Source organism: Paraburkholderia phenazinium (assembly GCF_900142845.1).
GTDB classification, from domain to species: domain Bacteria; phylum Pseudomonadota; class Gammaproteobacteria; order Burkholderiales; family Burkholderiaceae; genus Paraburkholderia; species Paraburkholderia phenazinium_A.
The window spans coordinates 1,418,926-1,436,250 of sequence record NZ_FSRU01000001.1 but is presented as its reverse complement, the minus strand read 5'-3'; the positions used below and the strand labels follow the sequence as shown (position 1 = coordinate 1,436,250).

Genomic DNA, 17,325 nt, shown 5'->3' with positions numbered 1-17,325 from the left:
ACCGAAGCGGCGGATCGGCGAGCGCCACTATGCTATCCGATTCCACGCCGGCGTCCTATCGTCAATCGGGTCGCTTCTCGAGGACATCCTTAACAACAGGCAGCGCCGTAAAGACATTAGGCCAGCCTGCATAAAACGCCAGTTGCGTCATGACTTCCGAAGCCTGCGCCTTCGTCAGGCCGTTATCCATCGCCCTGTTCAAGTGATAGGTCAGTTGCGCGACTTGCCCGCTGGCGACCAGCGCGCTGACTGTGACGAGACTGCGATCGCGCGGAGCCAGCCCCGGACGCAGCCAGAGATCCAGGAACAGCGCATCTCGCGTGAACTGAACCACGCCCGGCGCCACTGCCCCGAAGTTTTGCGCAACGGCGGCATCGCGCTGAGCCTCGGCAGCCGCGTCGAGCGGCAGGCGATTACCGGCGGCCGGCGGGAGCTGATCCACCGTGATCCCGCGTTGCTCGAACACCGCTTTTGTCGCCCGGGCGGCGGCGGTGGCATTGGCCCAGCCCGAATAGAACGCGAGATGCGTAATGATCTCCGAAATCTCGCTGGGCTTGAGACCGCTGTCGAGGGCCACGTTAAGGTAATACGGCATCTCCGAACTCTGATTGCGCGCAATCAACACCGACAGCGTCACAATGCTGCGGTCGCGTGCCGACAGTTGCGGGCGCTTCCACAAATCGCCGAGCAGCACGTCGTTCGTATACCGCTCAAGGGCGGGCGAAACCGCACGCATATCGTCAGTCATGCTGACGATATGCCGGGATTCCGAGCTTTCCATATCCGTTTTCCTTCCGATTGACGAGCAGGCAGCGAGGCCGAGGCACAACACCGCGATCGCTGCCGTGATTGTTCTCATGGGTTGTCTCCATGAAATCTCAATGCGCGACGAACCCACCGTCGACCGGCAGCGCCACGCCGACAATCAGGCTGGCGCCCGGGCTGCACAGCCACAGCACCGCCGCCGCCACTTCGTCGGACCTGCCGAAGCGGCCGATCGGCTGGCCCTTGAGAAACTCTTTCATGGCCGCCGGATCGATCTCTTCGCCCATGGGCGTGTCGATGCACCCAGGGCATACGGCGTTCACGCGAATACCTTGCGCCGCGACGTCGAGTGCCGCGCTCTTGGTGAGGCCGATCACGCCATGTTTGCTCGCGTGATAGGCCGCGCGTCCCGGCAGACCCACCAGACCGCCCAATGACGAGCAGTTCACGATCGCGCCGCTGCCCTGCTTCTTCATCTGCAGCAGTTCGTGCTTCATGAAGGTCCAGATGCCGCGCAGATTGACCGCCTGCACTTCGTCATAGCCCTCTGCGGTTTCCGACGACATCTCGCACATCGGGCCCAGAATGCCGGCATTGTTATAAGCCATGTCGAGCCGGCCGAACTCGGCGACCGTGCGCTCGACCGCTGCCTTGGCCTGCGCTTCGTCGGACACATCGCACACGATCGCGATTGCCCGATGCCCCGCGGCCGTCAGCGTCTCGACCGCGGCATTCAGCTTCGCTGCGTTCCGGTCGACCAGTACCACGCTCGCGCCGGCCTCGGCAAATGCCTGCGCGGTCACCAGCCCCATGCCTGAACTGGCGCCCGTGACGAGCGCTACCTGGCCTTTGAAATCATAGACGGGATTCATGGTGTTTTTCCTTGAGTGAGATGCGCATGCTGGCGCGCGGCGCTACACGTCAGCGCGACGCAGCCGGACACGACGGGAATGGTTGAGCGGGCATCCAGCATGCTGGATGCGTCCCGGCTTGACTAGCCGGTGAAAACGGCAAAGACCCATGAATTGAGCTCATCAATGTCATGGGGAGGCTTCGACGGTCCTCTAGCTTTGCCAGCAAACGCTAGCGGCAGGAAGGTTGGCCCCTAGCTCCGCGCCCGATTAATGGCGTGGGTCGCCAGATTCTGCGCGAGCTCCGCGTAGAGCTCGGCCCACTTGCCGAGCAAGGTCGCGTCATCGGTCAGGAACAGCGGGTGTTCTGCCCACGCGCTGACGTTCGGGCCTTCCCAGGCCACCTCGAAGATGCGGAGATCTTCGTCTTCGCTGACGCCGCTATCGAGCAGCTCGCGAAACGAGGAGAGATTGTAGAGACAGACATTGTCGGGCGCGATGCCATGGATCGCGGCGAGCGCGTCGGTGGCTTCCTTGCGCGCGGCGTCGCGGCTGGCGGCCATCAGGAACACGATGCTTTCGTCCTGCGCGTGGCCGAACATCAGCCGGTACAGCGAGGTCCTGCAGCGATGGCTTAGTTGTGTGCCCATGGTTTGCTCCGCTCCTGAAGACGCATTGTCATCATGCTGGATCGCCTGCCACGCCTCACGCGCCCCTGTCGATCATAGGACCGCATCTATTCCGACGCTCAATCTATCCCGCTTTTAGACAGTTATCTACCCCGGGCTGCCCCTTACACGAGCGCCGCGCAAACGGCCGCTGAAGCGTCAAACCCGCCGTGGCGGCATGCGCGGCGTGGAGGGATGCACGGTGCCGGGCGAATTGGTGCAGTGCATCGAAGCCTGCCGCTGATGATGTCGAGCTAACGCGTCAACCACCCTCTTCCCGTCCCGTCAGAGCCGAACGACATCGAGGATCGCATCGGCAAATGCCTTCGGTGCTTCCTGCGGCAGGTTGTGTCCAATGCCGCCGTCGATATTGCGGTGCTGATACTTGCCGGTGAACTTCTTCGCATACGCGGCCGGCTCCGGATGCGGCGCACCGTTGGCGTCGCCCTCCATCGTGATGGCGGGCACGGAGATGGTCGGCGCCGTCGCCAGACGCGCTTCGAGCGAATCGTATTGCGGCTCGCCCTGGACCAGTCCCAGACGCCAGCGGTAGTTGTGAATCACCACTGCGACATGATCAGGATTGTTGAACGACTCGGCTGAACGGTCGTACGTCGCGTCGTCGAAATTCCATTTGGGCGATGCGAGACGCCAGATCAGCTTGTTGAAGTCGTGGCGGTTCGCTTCATAGCCCGCCTGGCCGCGCTCCGTTGCGAAGTAGAACTGATACCACCACGACAGCTCCGCCTTCGGTGGCAGTGGCGTCTTGCCGGCCGCCTGATTGCCGATCAGATAGCCGCTCACCGACACCAGCGCCTTGACCCGTTGCGGCCACAACGCGGCAATGATGTCGACCGTGCGCGCGCCCCAATCGAAGCCGCCAAGAATGGCCTGGTCGATCTTCAGGGCGTCCATCAGCGCGATGATGTCGACTGCGACGACAGACTGCTGCCCGTTACGAGGCGTATCCGCGGACAGGAAGCGCGTCGAACCATAGCCGCGCAGATACGGCACGATCACCCGATAACCCGCGGCCGCCAGCAGCGGCGTCACGTCAGCGAAGCTGTAGATGTCGTACGGCCAGCCGTGCAGCAGGATAACGACCGGTCCGTTCGCCGGCCCCGCTTCCGCGTATCCGATGCTGAGCGTTCCCGCGTTGATCTGCCGGATGGTGTCGAACGAAGCAGCGCGCGTCGTCCCCTTCAAGCCGGCCGCAGCATCGTTCGACTGTGCTTGGACGAGTCCGCTCAGGCCCAACTCCAGCAAGCTGATGCCCGCCACGGTTGTCCCCAGCAGACGGCGACGTCGTGTATTGATCTGATCCGTCATTGCAGATACTCCTCAAAGATTAGCCAACGCTACGCAGTCCCGATTGACACGGGCTCTTGATGAATGTCGATTCAGCTTACGGCTTCGCATAGATCGGACCGAGGCCGATCACATCCGAACCGGCCACGCGCGAGCCCGCGGCGGAAGTGCCAGCAGCCGACGGCCCGTACGACGACACTGCCACACCATGCTGCGCGTTCAGACGCGCCTCGGCGGCTTCGAGATTCTGCGGATATTGCGCCTGATCGCTGGTCGGGTTGTAGCCGGCCTGTTCCAGTTCGACCAGTTGCGCACGGACCTCGGCGCGGGTCAGCGGTTGATTCTGATTCGATTGTGCGAACGACAACGCGGGAAGAGCGACAACAGCAGCGACCAGCAGCGATTGAATGACTTTCATGATTTCCACCTCGAAAAGGATTTTTCATGCAGACGTCCGGTTGGATATCTGGCTTGCGAAGCCAGAACGTCTGGCCTGAAACCATTAGAACCCGTGGACGTATCTGGCTTGTGTCCGCAAAGAGCCGCAATGCAACGTTGTGTATTGACCGGCGCTGCGGATACATTGGGATACAAAGACGCTGTGCCAGACAGAGATCGGCACTCGCCGTTTCACGCGTCTTCCACGACGGACAGGCTGGCGCCATCGGACAAGTCCGCCTCCAGCGCATACGGGTCGACACCTTCGAGACAACCGATGTTGACGCGCCAGAGTTGCGCATCTTTACGCGTCTGGTGAAACGGATAAATGCCGCAGTGCTGGCAGAAGTAGTGTTTCGCCACGCGTGTATTGAACTGGTAAAGCGTCAGCGATTCCTCGCCACTCAGTATCTTCAGTTCGCCCGCAGCGAACGGCGGCGTCATCAGCGCGCCCTTGCGTCGGCACAGGCTGCAATTGCAGCGCGCCGCAGGCACGACGGCGGTACGGACTTCGAATTTGACGGTCCCGCAATGACAGGATCCTCGCAGCAGTTCGGTACTCATGGTGAGCTCCGCAGTTGTAAAGGCTGCGTTATAGCCCAGTACGCGCGACGCTTTGTATCGCAGTGTGTCTGAGTGGGCTCCCGACACAAAACGTTTCATCCAGGCCGCTTTGGCGACACATGCCAGATACGGACAGGCGTTCCAATGCAGTCATCGTTCACCACTGGAATGCCCGCTCGATTCCCCTCGCCAAAAGGACTCCGACATGTTCACCCGACTCAGAACGCCCGCGCTCATCGCTCTGCTGGTTGCAGCCGCGGCCAGCAGCGCCGCGGCAATCGCCAGCCTCGATGCAAGCTCCGCGCCCATGAATAACGCTAGCCCCAGCGCAAAGCAGGCAAACGGCAGCCATGCCGCGCCGGAATTCACCGGCATCGATAAATGGCTCAACAGCGATCCCCTGACGGTGCAGCAATTGCGGGGCAAGGTCGTGCTGGTCGATTTCTGGACCTACACGTGCATCAACTGCATTCACGTCCTGCCCTACGTCAAGGCATGGAATCAGAAATATAAGGACCAGGGACTGGTGGTGGTAGGTGTCCACACGCCCGAGTATTCGTTCGAGCGCGACACGGACAACGTTCAGAAGGCCATCAAGCGCTTCGGCATTACGTACCCGGTGGCGCAGGACAACCACTATGCAACGTGGAGCGCCTACGACAACCAGTATTGGCCTGCGTTTTATCTGGTCGACAAGAAAGGTCAGGTGGTCTACACGCACTTCGGCGAGGGTGACTACGATCAGACCGAGGCGGAGATCAAAGCCCTGCTGGCGGAAAACTGAGGCTGCTGCGCGGATAAGCGGGCGCGCGGCCGGGCGACGTGCGCCGCGGCCGCGCTTTTCAATGGCACGCCTGTGGTTCAGCGAGCGGGCAGTTTCCAGCCCGGCCGGATGAAGTGGCACGTGTAGCCGTTGGGAAGGCGTTCCAGATAATCCTGATGCTCCGGCTCAGCCTCCCAGAACGGGCCCGCCTGAGCGATCTCGGTGACGACCTTGCCGGGCCAGAGATCGGATGCGTCGACGTCCGCCACGGTGTCGAGAGCCACTTTTTTCTGCGCGTCGTTGAGATAGAAGATGGCCGAGCGGTAGCTCGTTCCAACGTCGTTGCCCTGGCGGTTTTTAGTGGTCGGGTCGTGAATCTGGAAGAAAAATTCGAGGATCTGACGATAGCTGATCTGGCTCGGATCGAACACGATCTCGATCGCCTCTGCGTGCGTGCCATGGTTGCGGTACGTGGCATTGGGCACGTCACCGCCCGTATAGCCGACCCGCGTGGACAGCACGCCGGGATAGCGCCGCAACAGGTCCTGCATGCCCCAGAAGCACCCGCCGGCCAGCAGGGCGGTTTCGGTTTGCGTCGTCATTGCAATCATCTCCATCAGTGGTGTGAGTCTGCCGAACACATTGTGCCACCATCGGCACAACGCGCTGCCTCAGCCCCGCAACCCCGTGGTGAATACAACCCGCGCCTGACTGCCGTCATCCGCCCAGTGTTCTTCCACCTGCGCCAGCGGCACCGGCTTCGTTGCGATCCTGAAGCCGCCCGGAACCGTGGCGTTCAACAATTGCCCGATTGCGTGCTGGATGCGCGGCATCGGAATGCTGCCTATCCCGCTGCCCATCAGTTCAATGGACGACGAACGCAGCACGGCGCCCGGAAGGTTGATCGCCTGCCCGCTGATCGCGCCAATCTGAACGAAGCGGATGGGCACGGCCTCCGGCGCCGCCTTGGCGCCGGACACCAGCAACAGTTCCGCGCTTGCGCCCCAGAGATAGTCGAGAACGACGTCGATACCCTGGTGAAACTGCGTCTTGAACTCGCTTTCAAGCGCCGCGCTGTCCTGCGCGAGGCTGATCGTCACGTCTGCGCCGAGCGCGCGCAGAGACTGCAGCGCTTCCGCGTTGCGTCCCGTCGCGATGACTTTACCCGCGCCGAGATATTTGGCGATCTGCACAGCCAACCGACCCGAGACGCCCGTTGCGCCATTGATCAGGACGGTTTCTCCCTTGACCAGTCTGGCACGCTCGACCAACGCCGCCCATGACGACATGCCGGGAATCGCGATCGCCGCGGCGGTCACCGCATCCAGCTCTGCCGGCAATGGGATGCAATGCGCCGCGTTGACAACGCAGTACTCCGCCATGCCGCCGAACGGAGCCTCAGGGAGTACGAAATAAACCCGCGTGCCGTCTGCGAGAACACCGGTGCCGTCGATCCCCGGCACCAGAGGCAATGCGCCCGAAGCGCTATAGTGCTTGCCCGACGCCCGGCTTTTCGTAACATGGCTCAGCGCGGACGCTATCACCGCAACGCGTGCCAGGCCCTCGGTGACGGGCGGCTCTGCGAAGTCGGCGTAAACCGGCGTTGCGCCGGGTTGCTTGACGAGTGCTGCTTTCATCTCTGCTCTCCTTTGCCGAGTGGTGGGCACCGGCATCATCCGGGATTGGATGACTGAATATACGTGTATTATACACATATGTCGAGATCGACAAAAACGAGGTGACGATGAAGAAGGAGATCCGCGAACTGCGGGGAGCACTGCTGGATTTGACGGGCGTGCTGAATCGGCCGCAGCCCGATGCCGCGCTAATCGATGCGGCCGGTGTGGACCTGGACCGGGCGCTGTTTCCGCTGCTGGCCCGCGTGGCCCGGCAGGGACCGCTTGGGATTGTGGAGTTGGCCGAACTGGTCGGACGCGACTACACCACCGTCAGCCGGCAGATCGCGAAGCTGGAGAGCCTGGAGTTGGTCGCCCGTTGTCCGAGCCCGGCAGACGGGCGGGTTCGTGCGGCGATCATCACGGACAAGGGGCGGGTCATGACAAGCGCGCTGGACGCTGCGCGCCAGAAGATCATCGAAAAGTTACTGGCCGACTGGGAGGCCGAAGACGTGCGCGTGCTGGCGCGTCTGCTGCGCAAGTTCGCGGACGATGCGCTCGAGTGGGTGGGGACGCTGTAGATCGGTACGCGGTGCGGCGAAACACTCTGGAGCGTGTCGCGCCGGCAGTGTTCATGCCGCTAGCCGACCGCCTGCCCCTTGTCGACGCCCGGCTCCGCGAACGTCTCGTCAAGACGGGCAATCTCGTCTGCCCGTTCCGGCCTGCCGAGCAGGAAGCCTTGCGCGTGAGTGCAACCGCAGGCACGCACGAATTCCAGGTGCTCCGGCGTCTCGATGCCTTCCGCGGTGGTGGGCATGCCCATTTCCCGCGCCAACGCCACGATGCCCCGCACCACCGCCGCGGATTCGCGCCGATGCACCGCGTCCATGACGAAGGAACTGTCGATCTTGAGCTTGTCGAACGAGAAGCGCACCAGCGTCGACATGGTCGAAAATCCGGTGCCGAAGTCATCGAGCGAGAGCGCGATGCCCAGCGCGCGCAGTTGCGCAACGTTACGCCGGGTCGCGATGTCGTCGCTCAGCAGCACCGATTCCGTGACCTCGATAGTCAGGCGCTCCGGCGGTAAGTTCGTTTTCCGAAGGATCGAGGCGACACTCGCCGCGAACGCTTCCTCGCGCAACTGCACAGGCGATACATTCACCGCGACGGCCACCGGGTCGCGCCATGCGGCGGCTTCCGTGCAGGATTGCAGCAGGGCCCACTCCCCCAACGGAAGCACGAGACCGGTCCGTTCTGCAGTGGGAATGAAGGCCACCGGAGACAGCTCGCCGCGGGTCGGGTGCGTCCAGCGCAGCAGGGCCTCGCGGCCGGAGATGGTGCCGTCGCTCAGATCGAAGATAGGCTGGTATTCCATCCGCAAACCGCTGAACGACTGCATCGCGCCTTCGAGGTCGCTGCGCAGAAGACTCAGACTCTCGTCGGACGCGTGCTTGTCAGCGTCGAATACGGCGAACGCACTCTTGCCGTTACGCTTGACCGCGTACAAGGCGCGGTCCGCGCAGATCAGCAACTGCGGACCGGTTTTGCCATGCTCCGGGTAGAGCGCAATGCCCACGCTCGCGCCGATATGCACGCGTGCTTCGCTCAGCGCAAATGGGCGCGCCAAAGTCTTGACGATGCGGCCGGCCAGCGCACGGACGTCGGTGGCCTGGGCAGCGGTATCGTCGGCAATGGCGACGAACTCGTCGCCGGCCAGACGGCCGACCAGGCCACCGGCCGGCAGTATTTCACGCAAGCGCACCGCCGCTTCCTGAAGAATCTGATCGCCGGCCGCATGACCCAGACTGTCATTGATGGCCTTGAAGCCGTCGAGATCGATCAGCAGAACTGCGAACGATCGATCCGCTTTGGCAAAGCCGGCCCCGGTACGCTCCAGCAGGAGCTCGCTGATACGCGCGCGATTGGGCAGCCCCGTGAGGCTGTCGTGGCGCGCCAGGCGATGGCTGCTTTCGCGCGCCATCAGCAACGCGACGGTATCGCGATTGCTGCGCAGGGCAACCGTGAAAAAGCCGGCCGCGCAGAACGGCGCCTGAAACAGCAGGACAAGCTTGCCCGAACCGGGCGACAGTGCCGCTCCCAGACCCAATAGCCCGAGAATCAAGGTGATCTGAATGAGCACGAGGCGGGGCGTGCCGGCGTTGCGCCCTGCCAGCCCGCCGATCACCCCGACGGCGCAAACGTTGCCGAGCAGAAACAGCGTGTTGTCGCCGCTGGTATTGCAGAGCAGGCTCCCGAAGCCGAACAGCGCGCTCCACAGGATGCTGGCGAGCAGGAACGCCGAGGTAGGGGTCGGCTGGCCGCGCGCACTCTGCGTGCAGCACACCCGGATCAAGGTCAGACGGGCGACCAGCAGCGCGACGACGGCGCCGCCCCACAAGGCGTAGATGCCGCGGTTCGGATAAAGGTAGTACGCGGTGGCGCAGACACTGATTTCGCAGATCGACGCGAACACGATTGACGCGGTTCGCGTGAACAGATTGGCGAGCAAGATTTGCCGATTTTCCGCGCTCAGGTGCTGGGCGGAAGAGACGACCCACTTGAAAAATGGAGACCTTGGTTCGCTGAAAGCCATGACCCGCACATTTTTGATGGTTAGTGGATCGAAACAGCCGTGCATCGCAATTATTACGTAAACGTCAAATAACAGGTTGATTGACGTGCCGACGGCGCCGCCGGCAGTGCTGGCCACGCAGCATGCCTGCCACGTACGCCGGGCATGCTACCCAGCCTGAACTGACCGCCGATGTCTCACGAACGCCGGGGGCGGCGCGCCCTGCCCTTCGAGGAGGGTCGCGTGCGCTGCGCTTCGGCATGCTCGCGAATCATCTCGATCAGCGCGCGCAAGCTGGCCGGCACATGACGGCGACCCGGATAGTAGAGACAGAGACCGTCGAGTGGCAGCGTCCAGTCTTCCAGGACTCGCACCAGCGTGCCGGCCTGCAGATCCGCGGCGACGTTCCACTCGGTCAGATAGGTCACGCCAAGACCGGCCCGCGCGGCTTGCAGCATCAAACCCGGCTCGTCGAGCGTCAGCGCGCCTTGCACGTCGATACGCAGCGCTTCGCCGTGGCGCGCGAACTCCCACTGATAGATCGCGCCGCTCGGCATCCGCGCACGGATGCAGCGATGCGCGTGCAAATCGGCCGGCGTGCGCGGCGGCATGTGCTGCGCAAAGTAGCCTGGACTGGCCACGACGGCGAAGCGCTGCGGCTCGCCGAACGGCACCGCGATCATGTCGCGCGGCACCGTTTCCGCGAGACGGATGCCGGCATCGAAGCCCTCGACGACGATGTCGATCAGGCGGCCCTCGGTGACGATATCGAGCTTCAGTTCCGGATAGCGCTGCAGGAATGCGATAAAGAGCGGCATCACCTGCCTCGCGGCGCCCGCCGACGTGTTGATGCGCAACGTGCCCGACACCGTGTCGCGAAAGCTGCCCGCCTGTTCGAGCGCGAGACGGATGGTGGAAAGCGCCGGCGCCACGCTGTCGACGAATTGCGCGCCCGCCTCCGACAAGGACACACTGCGGGTCGTGCGATTGAAAAGCCGCACGCCGATGCGCGACTCGAGCGCCGCCACCGCGTGACTGAGCGCAGACGTCGAAACGCCGAGTTCGGTTGCCGCCGCGCGAAAGCTGCGCTGACGCGCGACGGCCAGTACCGCTTCCAGTTCGCTCAGGCCTGAAGTGTTCATTATCCCAAATCGCTCAATGTTTCATGCCAGATTGTACGGCTAGTCAACGCAATCGTGCCGATCTATCGTGTGTGTTCCAGAACCGCTTCCGGGTAGCCACCATGCAGATGATCGACAAGATTTATATCGACGGCGCGTTCGTCACGCCTCACGGCGACGAACTCTTCGACCTCTTCAATCCCGCCACCGAACAGGTGATCGGCCGCGTGCGCCTCGCCGATGCGCAAGACGCATGCGACGCGATCGCTGCCGCGAAGCGGGCCTTTTCCGCGTTTTCGCACACCAGCAAGCGCGAGCGCATCGACATGCTGAAGCGGATGCACGAAGCCGTCGTTGCGAAAGAAGACGAGCTTTACGAGGCCATCACCGAGGAATATGGCGCGCCGGTGTCGCGCGGCCGGTGGATGGCGCAACACGCGAGCAACGTGCTGCTCGAAGCGGCGAAAGTATTGGAGGATTACGCCTTCACGCGCCGTGCGGGCACCGCTGACGTGGTCATGCAACCGCTCGGTGTCGCCGGACTGATTACCCCATGGAATAGCGACGCGGGCTTCATCTGCGGCAAGCTGGCCGCCGCGTTGGCCGCGGGCTGCACGGCCGTCATCAAGCCGAGCGAGATGAGCGCCATCCAGACCCGCGTCGTCACCGAAGCGCTGCATGCAGCGGGCTTGCCGGCAGGGGTGTTCAATATCGTCACGGGACGGGGCGAGACTGTCGGCGCCCAGATCAGCACGCACCCCGATGTCGCGAAGCTCTCCTTCACGGGCTCCACGGCGGTCGGCAAGGCGATCCTGCGCGCCGGCGCCGAGACCTTGAAGCGCGTCACGCTCGAACTGGGCGGCAAGTCGCCCGTGATCGTGCTCGACGATGCGAACTTCGACCAGGCAGTGCCGCTGGCGATTCAGGCCGGTTTCATGAACAGCGGCCAGGCCTGCATCGCGGGCACGCGCATCCTCGTACCGCAACACCGGCTGGCGGAGTTCGAAGCACGCGTGCAGGAGGAAGTGGCCCGCACGCAGGCCGGCGATCCGCGCGATCCGCAAACAACCGTAGGTCCCATGGTTAGCCAGAAGCAGTGGGAGCGCGTGCAACGCTACATCGGCATCGGCACGGACGAAGGCGCGCGGCTGATCGCAGGTGGCCCTGGCCGGCCGGATGGCGTCGAGGCTGGCTGGTTCGTCCGCCCGACTGTCTTCAGCGACGTGACGAACGACATGACGATTGCCCGCGAAGAAATCTTCGGCCCCGTGCTGTCGATTCTCACCTACCGCGATACAGAGGAAGCCATCGCGATTGCCAACGACACGCAATATGGTTTGCAGGCCTACGTATTTTCAGCGGATGCGCAGCGGGCGCGCGAAGTCGCGGCGCGGATCGACGCCGGCCGCGTACTCGTCAACACGCTCGCGCACGAGCCGGCCGCACCGTTTGGCGGTTTCAAGCAATCGGGGATCGGTCGCGAGTACGGCACGTTCGGTCTGGAGGCGTTTCTTGAACCGAAGTCGGTGCTTGCCGCCTCGTGACGGCGTCATGGTGACGGCGCCAGTCAGGCGTAGCGCGCCAGAAACATATCGGCGGCGGATTCGGCGATGTGCTTTTGCTCGGCCTTGCTAAGCGACGGCTGGCCCATCGTCACCTGCGGCCAGAACGCGAAGCCTTTCACGAGGCCTTGCAATTGCAGCGAGGCGAACACCGGGTCCTCGGTCTTGAGGCGGCCGTCGGCAGCGGCGGCACGAATCCACACGGTCAGGTCTTCTTCGCGCTCGCCCATGCGCGCCACCATGTCGCGCGCGCGCTCCGGCGAATGAATGCCCGCCGCGATCGCCACGCGTGCGAGCGAGAGGAAGGCTTCGTCGTTCAGAAGACTCAGCTTTTTGCGCAACAGCTCGAGCAACTGGTCGCGCAACGGTTGCGACGAGGAATAAGCAAAGACCTGCCCCGCGTCACTCGAGTCCCACAACTGCCGCAGAATCGCCGCGAACAGCGCTTCCTTGCTCGGAAAGTGGTTGTAGACCGTCCGCTTGGAGACACTCGCGCGGGCTGCGACGCGGTCCATGCTGGTGGCGTCGAAACCGGCCGCGAGAAATTCTTCAATCGCGGCGCCGATGATGGCGGCGCGCTTGCGGTCGGTTAGACGGAGACGGGTATCAATGGCATCCATAGCTAAAATTTTACACCATGCAGTTTACTTTTTTCCAGGATAAACTACACTGAACAGTCTACTTTGTGTCCTGGAACGCTCTACATGACCTCGTTCACCGAATCCTTGCGCCGCACGTTGGGCCTGACAGCGGCTCAACGCGGGCGCGAATCGTTTGGCTCGTCGGCCCAGCATGACAGCGAGCGCTTTCGCAACGTCAAACCGCGTCCTGTCGAAGGGTTCGGCAAGACGTTGAGCATCGCGTGGAATCTGCTGTTCAAAAAGCCGGACGGCACGGCGCCGGCAAGCCCGCTGCCCGTCGATCCGCTGACGCGCGCCCAGCTCGACGCCGCACCCGACCGCAGCCTGTTTCGCCTCGGACACTCGACCCTGCTGCTCAAGCTGCGTGGTCGGTTCTGGCTCACCGATCCGGTGTTCGCCGAACGCGCGTCGCCATTCCGGCGCTTCGGCCCCAAACGCTTTCATGCGCCGCCCATCGCGCTTGCCGATTTGCCGCCGCTCGCCGGCGTGATTCTGTCGCACGACCACTATGACCACCTGGACCGCGAGACGGTGCTGGCGCTCGCCGGCAAGACAGGTGTGTTTCTGACGCCGCTGGGTGTCGGCGACCGGCTGATCGAGTGGGGTATCGACGCTTCGAAGGTGCGCCAGTTCGACTGGTGGCAGGGTACGGAGATCGACGGTCTGGCATTCACGGCCACGCCGGCTCAGCATTTCTCCGGCCGCAGCCTGTTCGACGGCAACAGCACCTTATGGGCCTCGTGGGTGATCGTCGACGACGATCTGCGGGTGTTCTTCAGCGGCGACACGGGCTACTTCGACGGCTTCAAGGCGATCGGCGAGCGGTTTGGTCCGTTCGACGTGACCTTCCTCGAAACCGGCGCCTACGACGCACAATGGCCGTACGTCCATATGCAACCGGAAGACACCGTGCAGGCACACGTCGATCTGCGCGGCCACTGGCTCATGCCGGTGCACAACGGCACCTTCGATCTGGCGATGCATCGCTGGCAGGAACCGTTCGAGCGCGTGACGGGCCTCACCACGGCGCGCGGCATTCCGCTCGCCACGCCGCGAATGGGCGAGCGGCTGGATCTGGCCGCGCCCCATCGCGGCGAACGGTGGTGGCGCAACACCGCCACGGCGGGCAACTACAGCCTGAATTCGCTTCCGACGTAACGAACCCCACCTCTACACCCCAACCTGCGCCCGAACCATCGCGGACGCAGGTTGGCCGGTTCTCGACGCCTCACCTTGGCAGCACCGCTCCGAACGACCCCGAACTGGTTGCGTCCGCAATCAAAATCCAGGACGCCCGATACCCCCAAGCGACGATAAAACCTTCCGGTGTTTAACCGCGAAAACGTTTGCCGCAAACCAAATCCGCTTTACTGAATCGAATTGACGATTAAACCGCTCCGCTTTCACGCGAGCCAATAGATCGATATTTCGGATGGACTATCCATCGCGATTTTATCCATTCAGCATAAAATAAAAAACCCAAGCTGATTCTATTAAGTTTTCGCACCCCATTGCCGTTATTCCCATTGCGTTAATGCAGAAGGTCCAGACCTGACTGCCCAGCGCTAGCTGGGCAAAAAACGTAACAACTTCAAACGCGAGAGGAAACGTGAACATTAAATTAACAGGGGCTGCAGCCTTGTCGCTGCTGATGCTGACTGCCTGCTCGGATATGCAGATGGGCGCTACGTCGGCAAAAACCACCGCAACCGGTTCGGCGGCCGGCGGGACATCCCAGAACGCCAACGTCGGCTTGCAGCACTGCACGGCGCCGCTCGGGACGGTTTCGATTGTCGAGGACACCACTGCACCCTGGTATGGCATGTTGACCGGCCAATATCAGCTTGGCAGCACAGTGCCGGTTCTAAAACTGCTGGTGCAGCAGTCGAACTGCTTCGTAGTGGTCGATCGTGGCCGCGGCCTCGCTGCCGCCATGGACGAGCGCGCACTGAACGAATCCGGCGAACTGCGCAAGACGTCGAAGATGCATAAAGGCCAGATGGTCGCTGCCGACTACACCATCAGCCCCAGCATCACCTTCAGCAACAACAACGCGGGTGGCGGCGCAGCGGGGCTTCTGGCCTTTGTGCCGGTGGTCGGCGGAGCGCTCGCGGGGGTTGCCGGCACCATGAAGACGCAGGAAGCATCCACCCTGCTCACGCTGGTCGACAACCGTTCGAGCGTCCAGTTGGCTGCCGCAGAAGGCTCGGCCAAGAACGTCGACTATGGCATGCTCGCCGGCGTCGTCGCGGGTGGCTTTGGCGGTGCGGGCGGCGGTGCAGGCGGTGCGTATGCGAATACGGCGCAGGGCAAGGTCGTCGTCGCGGCGTTTACCGACTCGCTGAATAATCTCGTTGTGTCGGTGAAGCAATATAAAGCGCAAAACGTGAAGGGCGGCCTCGGCAACGGCGGCACTCTGCAGGTGAATTGATTATGGCTGGCGCCAATCCGTATTGCCGCGCTCATCACCAGGCAGGCGGAATGGCGTCATCCTCCAGGTGCGGCGAATTCAAATAGCGAGCGCACACCCCTCTCACGCTTGCGACAAACCCGTGCTCAATTTCTTCAGGAGTTGACGCAACGTATCCCGCTCACTTTTCCCAAGGGGAGCGAGGATTGACTCATCGACCTGTTGCGCAATGGCTGTTGCCTGCTGCAGCATCGCCGCGCCTTTTTCGGTCAGTTCGATTGCGTATCGACGCCGGTCCGCTTCATCCGCAACCCGCTTGATTGCACCCAGCGCTTCCAGATCGTCGATCATCGTGACGATCGCACTCGGCACCACATTCAAGGCCTGTCCGAGCGCCAGTTGAGACGTCATGGGCATATGACGGATCGCCGCCAGCAAGCCGCAATGCTTCGGACGAATCCCGAGCGGACGCAGACGTTGAGCGAACTGCTCGATCGTTGCCTGGCCGAGCTTGCTCAACATGTAGCCCGACGTGTCGGTCAGATGGCTTGACGGTTTCATCCGCGCATACTACATTACGCAAATCATTCACATAGAGAACCATTCTCCATGAGTACAAAATTCGCGTTCTATGTCTGTGCGGTCATCGCCTGTCTCAACGCGCTGGTGAGCGTTGCGTTCTCGCTGGCCATGGTCATCGGTCAGCCGGCGGTTGATGTTGCGGCGCTGTATGGCGTCGCCCGCACCGTACCGCTTGCGATTGCCGCGCTCATTGCGCTTGCGGCGCGCTCTCGTCCCGGTGTCACCGTTCTTGCGCTGCTGCTGGGATCCATTCAGTTCTGCGATGCATTGGTCGGATGGTCTTCACATGACGTCATGAAGACGATCGGGCCGGTCACGCTCGCCGTGCTGACGCTCGCGTCGGCTGTCATGCTCCTTCGCACGACGCGTCAGGCGGCGTGACGGAGAGCGTCAATGCGCGGTCGGCGTTAGCCGAATAGCTGCAGATGTTCCACAAGGATGGTGCTGCCGATGCCGATCAGCACGACGCCGCCCGCCATCTCGGCACGCCGGCCCGCGACGTGGCCGATGACACGGCCGAGCATGACGCCGAGAGTGACCATCGCCATAGTGGCGAGACCGATCGCGGCAGCCGTCGAATAGATGTTGACGTCGACAAAGGCGAGGCCCGCGCCAACCGCCATCGCATCGATACTCGTGGCGAAGCCGGTCAAGGCGAGCAACCAGAACGAATGGGTCGCCGGCCTGCTCTCCTCGACTTCTTTAGCGGCAAAGCTGTTGAAGACCATGCGGGCGCCGAGGACCAACAGCAGCGCAAACGCGATCCAGTGATCCCATGCGGAGACGTATTGGGCGGCGGCCTTGCCGAGGAACCATCCGGCCAAAGGGGTCAGCGCTTCGATCGCGCCGAAGATCAGCCCCGTCCTGATGGCTTCGCTCCAATGCGGGCGATGGAGCGTGGCGCCTTTGCCGATAGCGGCTGCAAAGGCGTCGGTGGACATGGCAAAAGCCAGGAATAGCGTTGCGACAGGATTCATCAGAGTAGGCGCTCGAGGTCGGGCTGAAAACCACGACACACCGCCGCGCCCGACCGGTCGCGTGGTGTGTCGATGGTCTTGCCAACCGAAACGGCTACCTGCACCACGGTCTGCGCGACCGAGAATGTTGATGCAGGCGCTTCTGGGTAGAAGCCGGCTACTCCCCAAAGACAGGGGCGAGCATACCATGACTGAAAGGCCTATGTAATGCCGTCCGCTCGTCAAGGCGCCCGGCTTCGCAGGAAGCGGTTAGACGGGAAGGTTGCATTTGTAATGGGCCGCGCGATAGAATCGCGCCTGCTCATTGGGGAGTAGCCGCCTCGAACGCGATGTTCGAGGGCGCACGTCAACATACTTGGCCAGTCGCAAGACTCGCCATGGCGTACGCAGCGAAATGCCTGGCAAGACCGATGACTCGCATTCCGACCTAACCGGGTCGCCGGAATGCGCGTCATCGCGTTTTTTCAGCGCGGCCCGGGTACAACAT

At 62.7% G+C, this 17,325-nt stretch carries 19 protein-coding genes and 2 riboswitches; of the genes, 6 read left to right on the top strand and 13 right to left on the bottom strand.

What is annotated here, in order from left to right; genetic code table 11:
* Positions 1 to 61: 61 nt before the first annotated feature.
* The 6 genes from BUS12_RS06230 to BUS12_RS06205 form a co-directional block, all read right to left on the bottom strand.
* Positions 62 to 898, bottom strand: a complete 837-nt coding sequence (locus BUS12_RS06230; protein ID WP_437123857.1) for a carboxymuconolactone decarboxylase family protein — start codon at positions 896 to 898, stop codon at positions 62 to 64.
* Entirely contained in the window at positions 879 to 1,637 is a 759-nt protein-coding gene (locus BUS12_RS06225) for an SDR family NAD(P)-dependent oxidoreductase (protein ID WP_074294732.1), read from the bottom strand. Before BUS12_RS06225 ends, BUS12_RS06230 begins: the two co-directional genes overlap by 20 nt.
* A 233-nt stretch (positions 1,638 to 1,870) precedes the next feature.
* The gene (locus tag BUS12_RS06220; protein WP_074294731.1) at positions 1,871 to 2,266 is read right to left on the bottom strand and encodes a hypothetical protein; all 396 of its coding nucleotides are present in this window, start codon (positions 2,264 to 2,266) and stop codon (positions 1,871 to 1,873) included.
* A 303-nt stretch (positions 2,267 to 2,569) separates the two neighbouring features.
* Complete coding sequence (locus BUS12_RS06215; RefSeq protein WP_074294730.1) at positions 2,570 to 3,613, bottom strand: alpha/beta fold hydrolase; 1,044 nt, start codon at positions 3,611 to 3,613, stop codon at positions 2,570 to 2,572.
* Positions 3,614 to 3,689: 76 nt separating this feature from the next.
* Positions 3,690 to 4,010 carry a DUF4148 domain-containing protein gene (locus BUS12_RS06210; RefSeq protein WP_074297175.1) on the bottom strand — a complete coding sequence of 107 codons (321 nt, stop codon included), beginning with the start codon at positions 4,008 to 4,010 and terminating at the stop codon, positions 3,690 to 3,692.
* Positions 4,011 to 4,222: 212 nt separating this feature from the next.
* Entirely contained in the window at positions 4,223 to 4,594 is a 372-nt protein-coding gene (locus tag BUS12_RS06205) for a GFA family protein (protein WP_074294729.1), read from the bottom strand.
* A 205-nt stretch (positions 4,595 to 4,799) separates the two neighbouring features.
* On the opposite strand from BUS12_RS06205, the gene BUS12_RS06200 reads away from it, so the two are divergent.
* Positions 4,800 to 5,378, top strand: coding sequence for a thioredoxin family protein (locus tag BUS12_RS06200; protein WP_074294728.1), 579 nt, complete (start codon positions 4,800 to 4,802; stop codon positions 5,376 to 5,378).
* A gap of 77 nt (positions 5,379 to 5,455) precedes the next feature.
* Here BUS12_RS06200 and msrA read toward each other — a convergent pair whose 3' ends face one another.
* Together msrA and BUS12_RS06190 are read right to left on the bottom strand one after the other, a co-directional pair.
* Positions 5,456 to 5,959, bottom strand: a complete 504-nt coding sequence (msrA, locus tag BUS12_RS06195) for a peptide-methionine (S)-S-oxide reductase MsrA (protein WP_074294727.1) — start codon at positions 5,957 to 5,959, stop codon at positions 5,456 to 5,458.
* Positions 5,960 to 6,028: 69 nt separating this feature from the next.
* On the bottom strand, positions 6,029 to 6,994 hold the full coding sequence (locus BUS12_RS06190) for a quinone oxidoreductase family protein (protein ID WP_074294726.1): 966 nt from the start codon (positions 6,992 to 6,994) through the stop codon (positions 6,029 to 6,031).
* 107 nt (positions 6,995 to 7,101) lie between these two features.
* On the opposite strand from BUS12_RS06190, the gene BUS12_RS06185 reads away from it, so the two are divergent.
* Entirely contained in the window at positions 7,102 to 7,554 is a 453-nt protein-coding gene (locus BUS12_RS06185) for a MarR family winged helix-turn-helix transcriptional regulator (RefSeq protein WP_143788269.1), read from the top strand.
* Positions 7,555 to 7,613: 59 nt separating this feature from the next.
* Here the strand turns inward: BUS12_RS06185 and BUS12_RS06180 are convergent, their stop codons facing one another.
* Positions 7,614 to 9,566 carry a putative bifunctional diguanylate cyclase/phosphodiesterase gene (locus BUS12_RS06180; RefSeq protein WP_074297173.1) on the bottom strand — a complete coding sequence of 651 codons (1,953 nt, stop codon included), beginning with the start codon at positions 9,564 to 9,566 and terminating at the stop codon, positions 7,614 to 7,616.
* A gap of 176 nt (positions 9,567 to 9,742) precedes the next feature.
* Positions 9,743 to 10,687, bottom strand: coding sequence for a LysR family transcriptional regulator (locus tag BUS12_RS06175; protein WP_074294724.1), 945 nt, complete (start codon positions 10,685 to 10,687; stop codon positions 9,743 to 9,745).
* A gap of 101 nt (positions 10,688 to 10,788) precedes the next feature.
* On the opposite strand from BUS12_RS06175, the gene BUS12_RS06170 reads away from it, so the two are divergent.
* Positions 10,789 to 12,210, top strand: coding sequence for an aldehyde dehydrogenase family protein (locus tag BUS12_RS06170; protein WP_074294723.1), 1,422 nt, complete (start codon positions 10,789 to 10,791; stop codon positions 12,208 to 12,210).
* 23 nt (positions 12,211 to 12,233) lie between these two features.
* On the opposite strand, the gene BUS12_RS06165 is transcribed toward BUS12_RS06170, so the two are convergent.
* Positions 12,234 to 12,848 (bottom strand): TetR/AcrR family transcriptional regulator, encoded by a 615-nt coding sequence (locus BUS12_RS06165; protein ID WP_074294722.1) that lies wholly within the window; start codon positions 12,846 to 12,848, stop codon positions 12,234 to 12,236.
* A gap of 84 nt (positions 12,849 to 12,932) precedes the next feature.
* Here BUS12_RS06165 and BUS12_RS06160 point away from each other — a divergent pair, with 84 nt between their 5' ends.
* Together BUS12_RS06160 and BUS12_RS06155 are read left to right on the top strand one after the other, a co-directional pair.
* A complete protein-coding gene (locus BUS12_RS06160) occupies positions 12,933 to 14,027 on the top strand; it encodes an MBL fold metallo-hydrolase (protein ID WP_074294721.1) in 1,095 nt (364 codons plus the stop codon).
* A 451-nt stretch (positions 14,028 to 14,478) separates the two neighbouring features.
* The gene (locus BUS12_RS06155; RefSeq protein WP_216352695.1) at positions 14,479 to 15,300 is read left to right on the top strand and encodes a CsgG/HfaB family protein; all 822 of its coding nucleotides are present in this window, start codon (positions 14,479 to 14,481) and stop codon (positions 15,298 to 15,300) included.
* 102 nt (positions 15,301 to 15,402) lie between these two features.
* Here the strand turns inward: BUS12_RS06155 and BUS12_RS06150 are convergent, their stop codons facing one another.
* A complete protein-coding gene (locus BUS12_RS06150) occupies positions 15,403 to 15,840 on the bottom strand; it encodes a MarR family winged helix-turn-helix transcriptional regulator (RefSeq protein WP_074294720.1) in 438 nt (145 codons plus the stop codon).
* A gap of 48 nt (positions 15,841 to 15,888) precedes the next feature.
* Between BUS12_RS06150 and BUS12_RS06145 the strand changes: the two genes are divergently transcribed.
* Positions 15,889 to 16,242, top strand: coding sequence for a hypothetical protein (locus BUS12_RS06145; protein WP_074294719.1), 354 nt, complete (start codon positions 15,889 to 15,891; stop codon positions 16,240 to 16,242).
* 26 nt (positions 16,243 to 16,268) lie between these two features.
* On the opposite strand, the gene mntP is transcribed toward BUS12_RS06145, so the two are convergent.
* Complete coding sequence (gene mntP / locus BUS12_RS06140; RefSeq protein WP_074294718.1) at positions 16,269 to 16,838, bottom strand: manganese efflux pump MntP; 570 nt, start codon at positions 16,836 to 16,838, stop codon at positions 16,269 to 16,271.
* Positions 16,839 to 16,844: 6 nt separating this feature from the next.
* Positions 16,845 to 17,016, bottom strand: a riboswitch (yybP-ykoY riboswitch).
* A gap of 116 nt (positions 17,017 to 17,132) precedes the next feature.
* A riboswitch (yybP-ykoY riboswitch) is annotated at positions 17,133 to 17,315 on the top strand.
* Positions 17,316 to 17,325 lie beyond the last annotated feature (10 nt).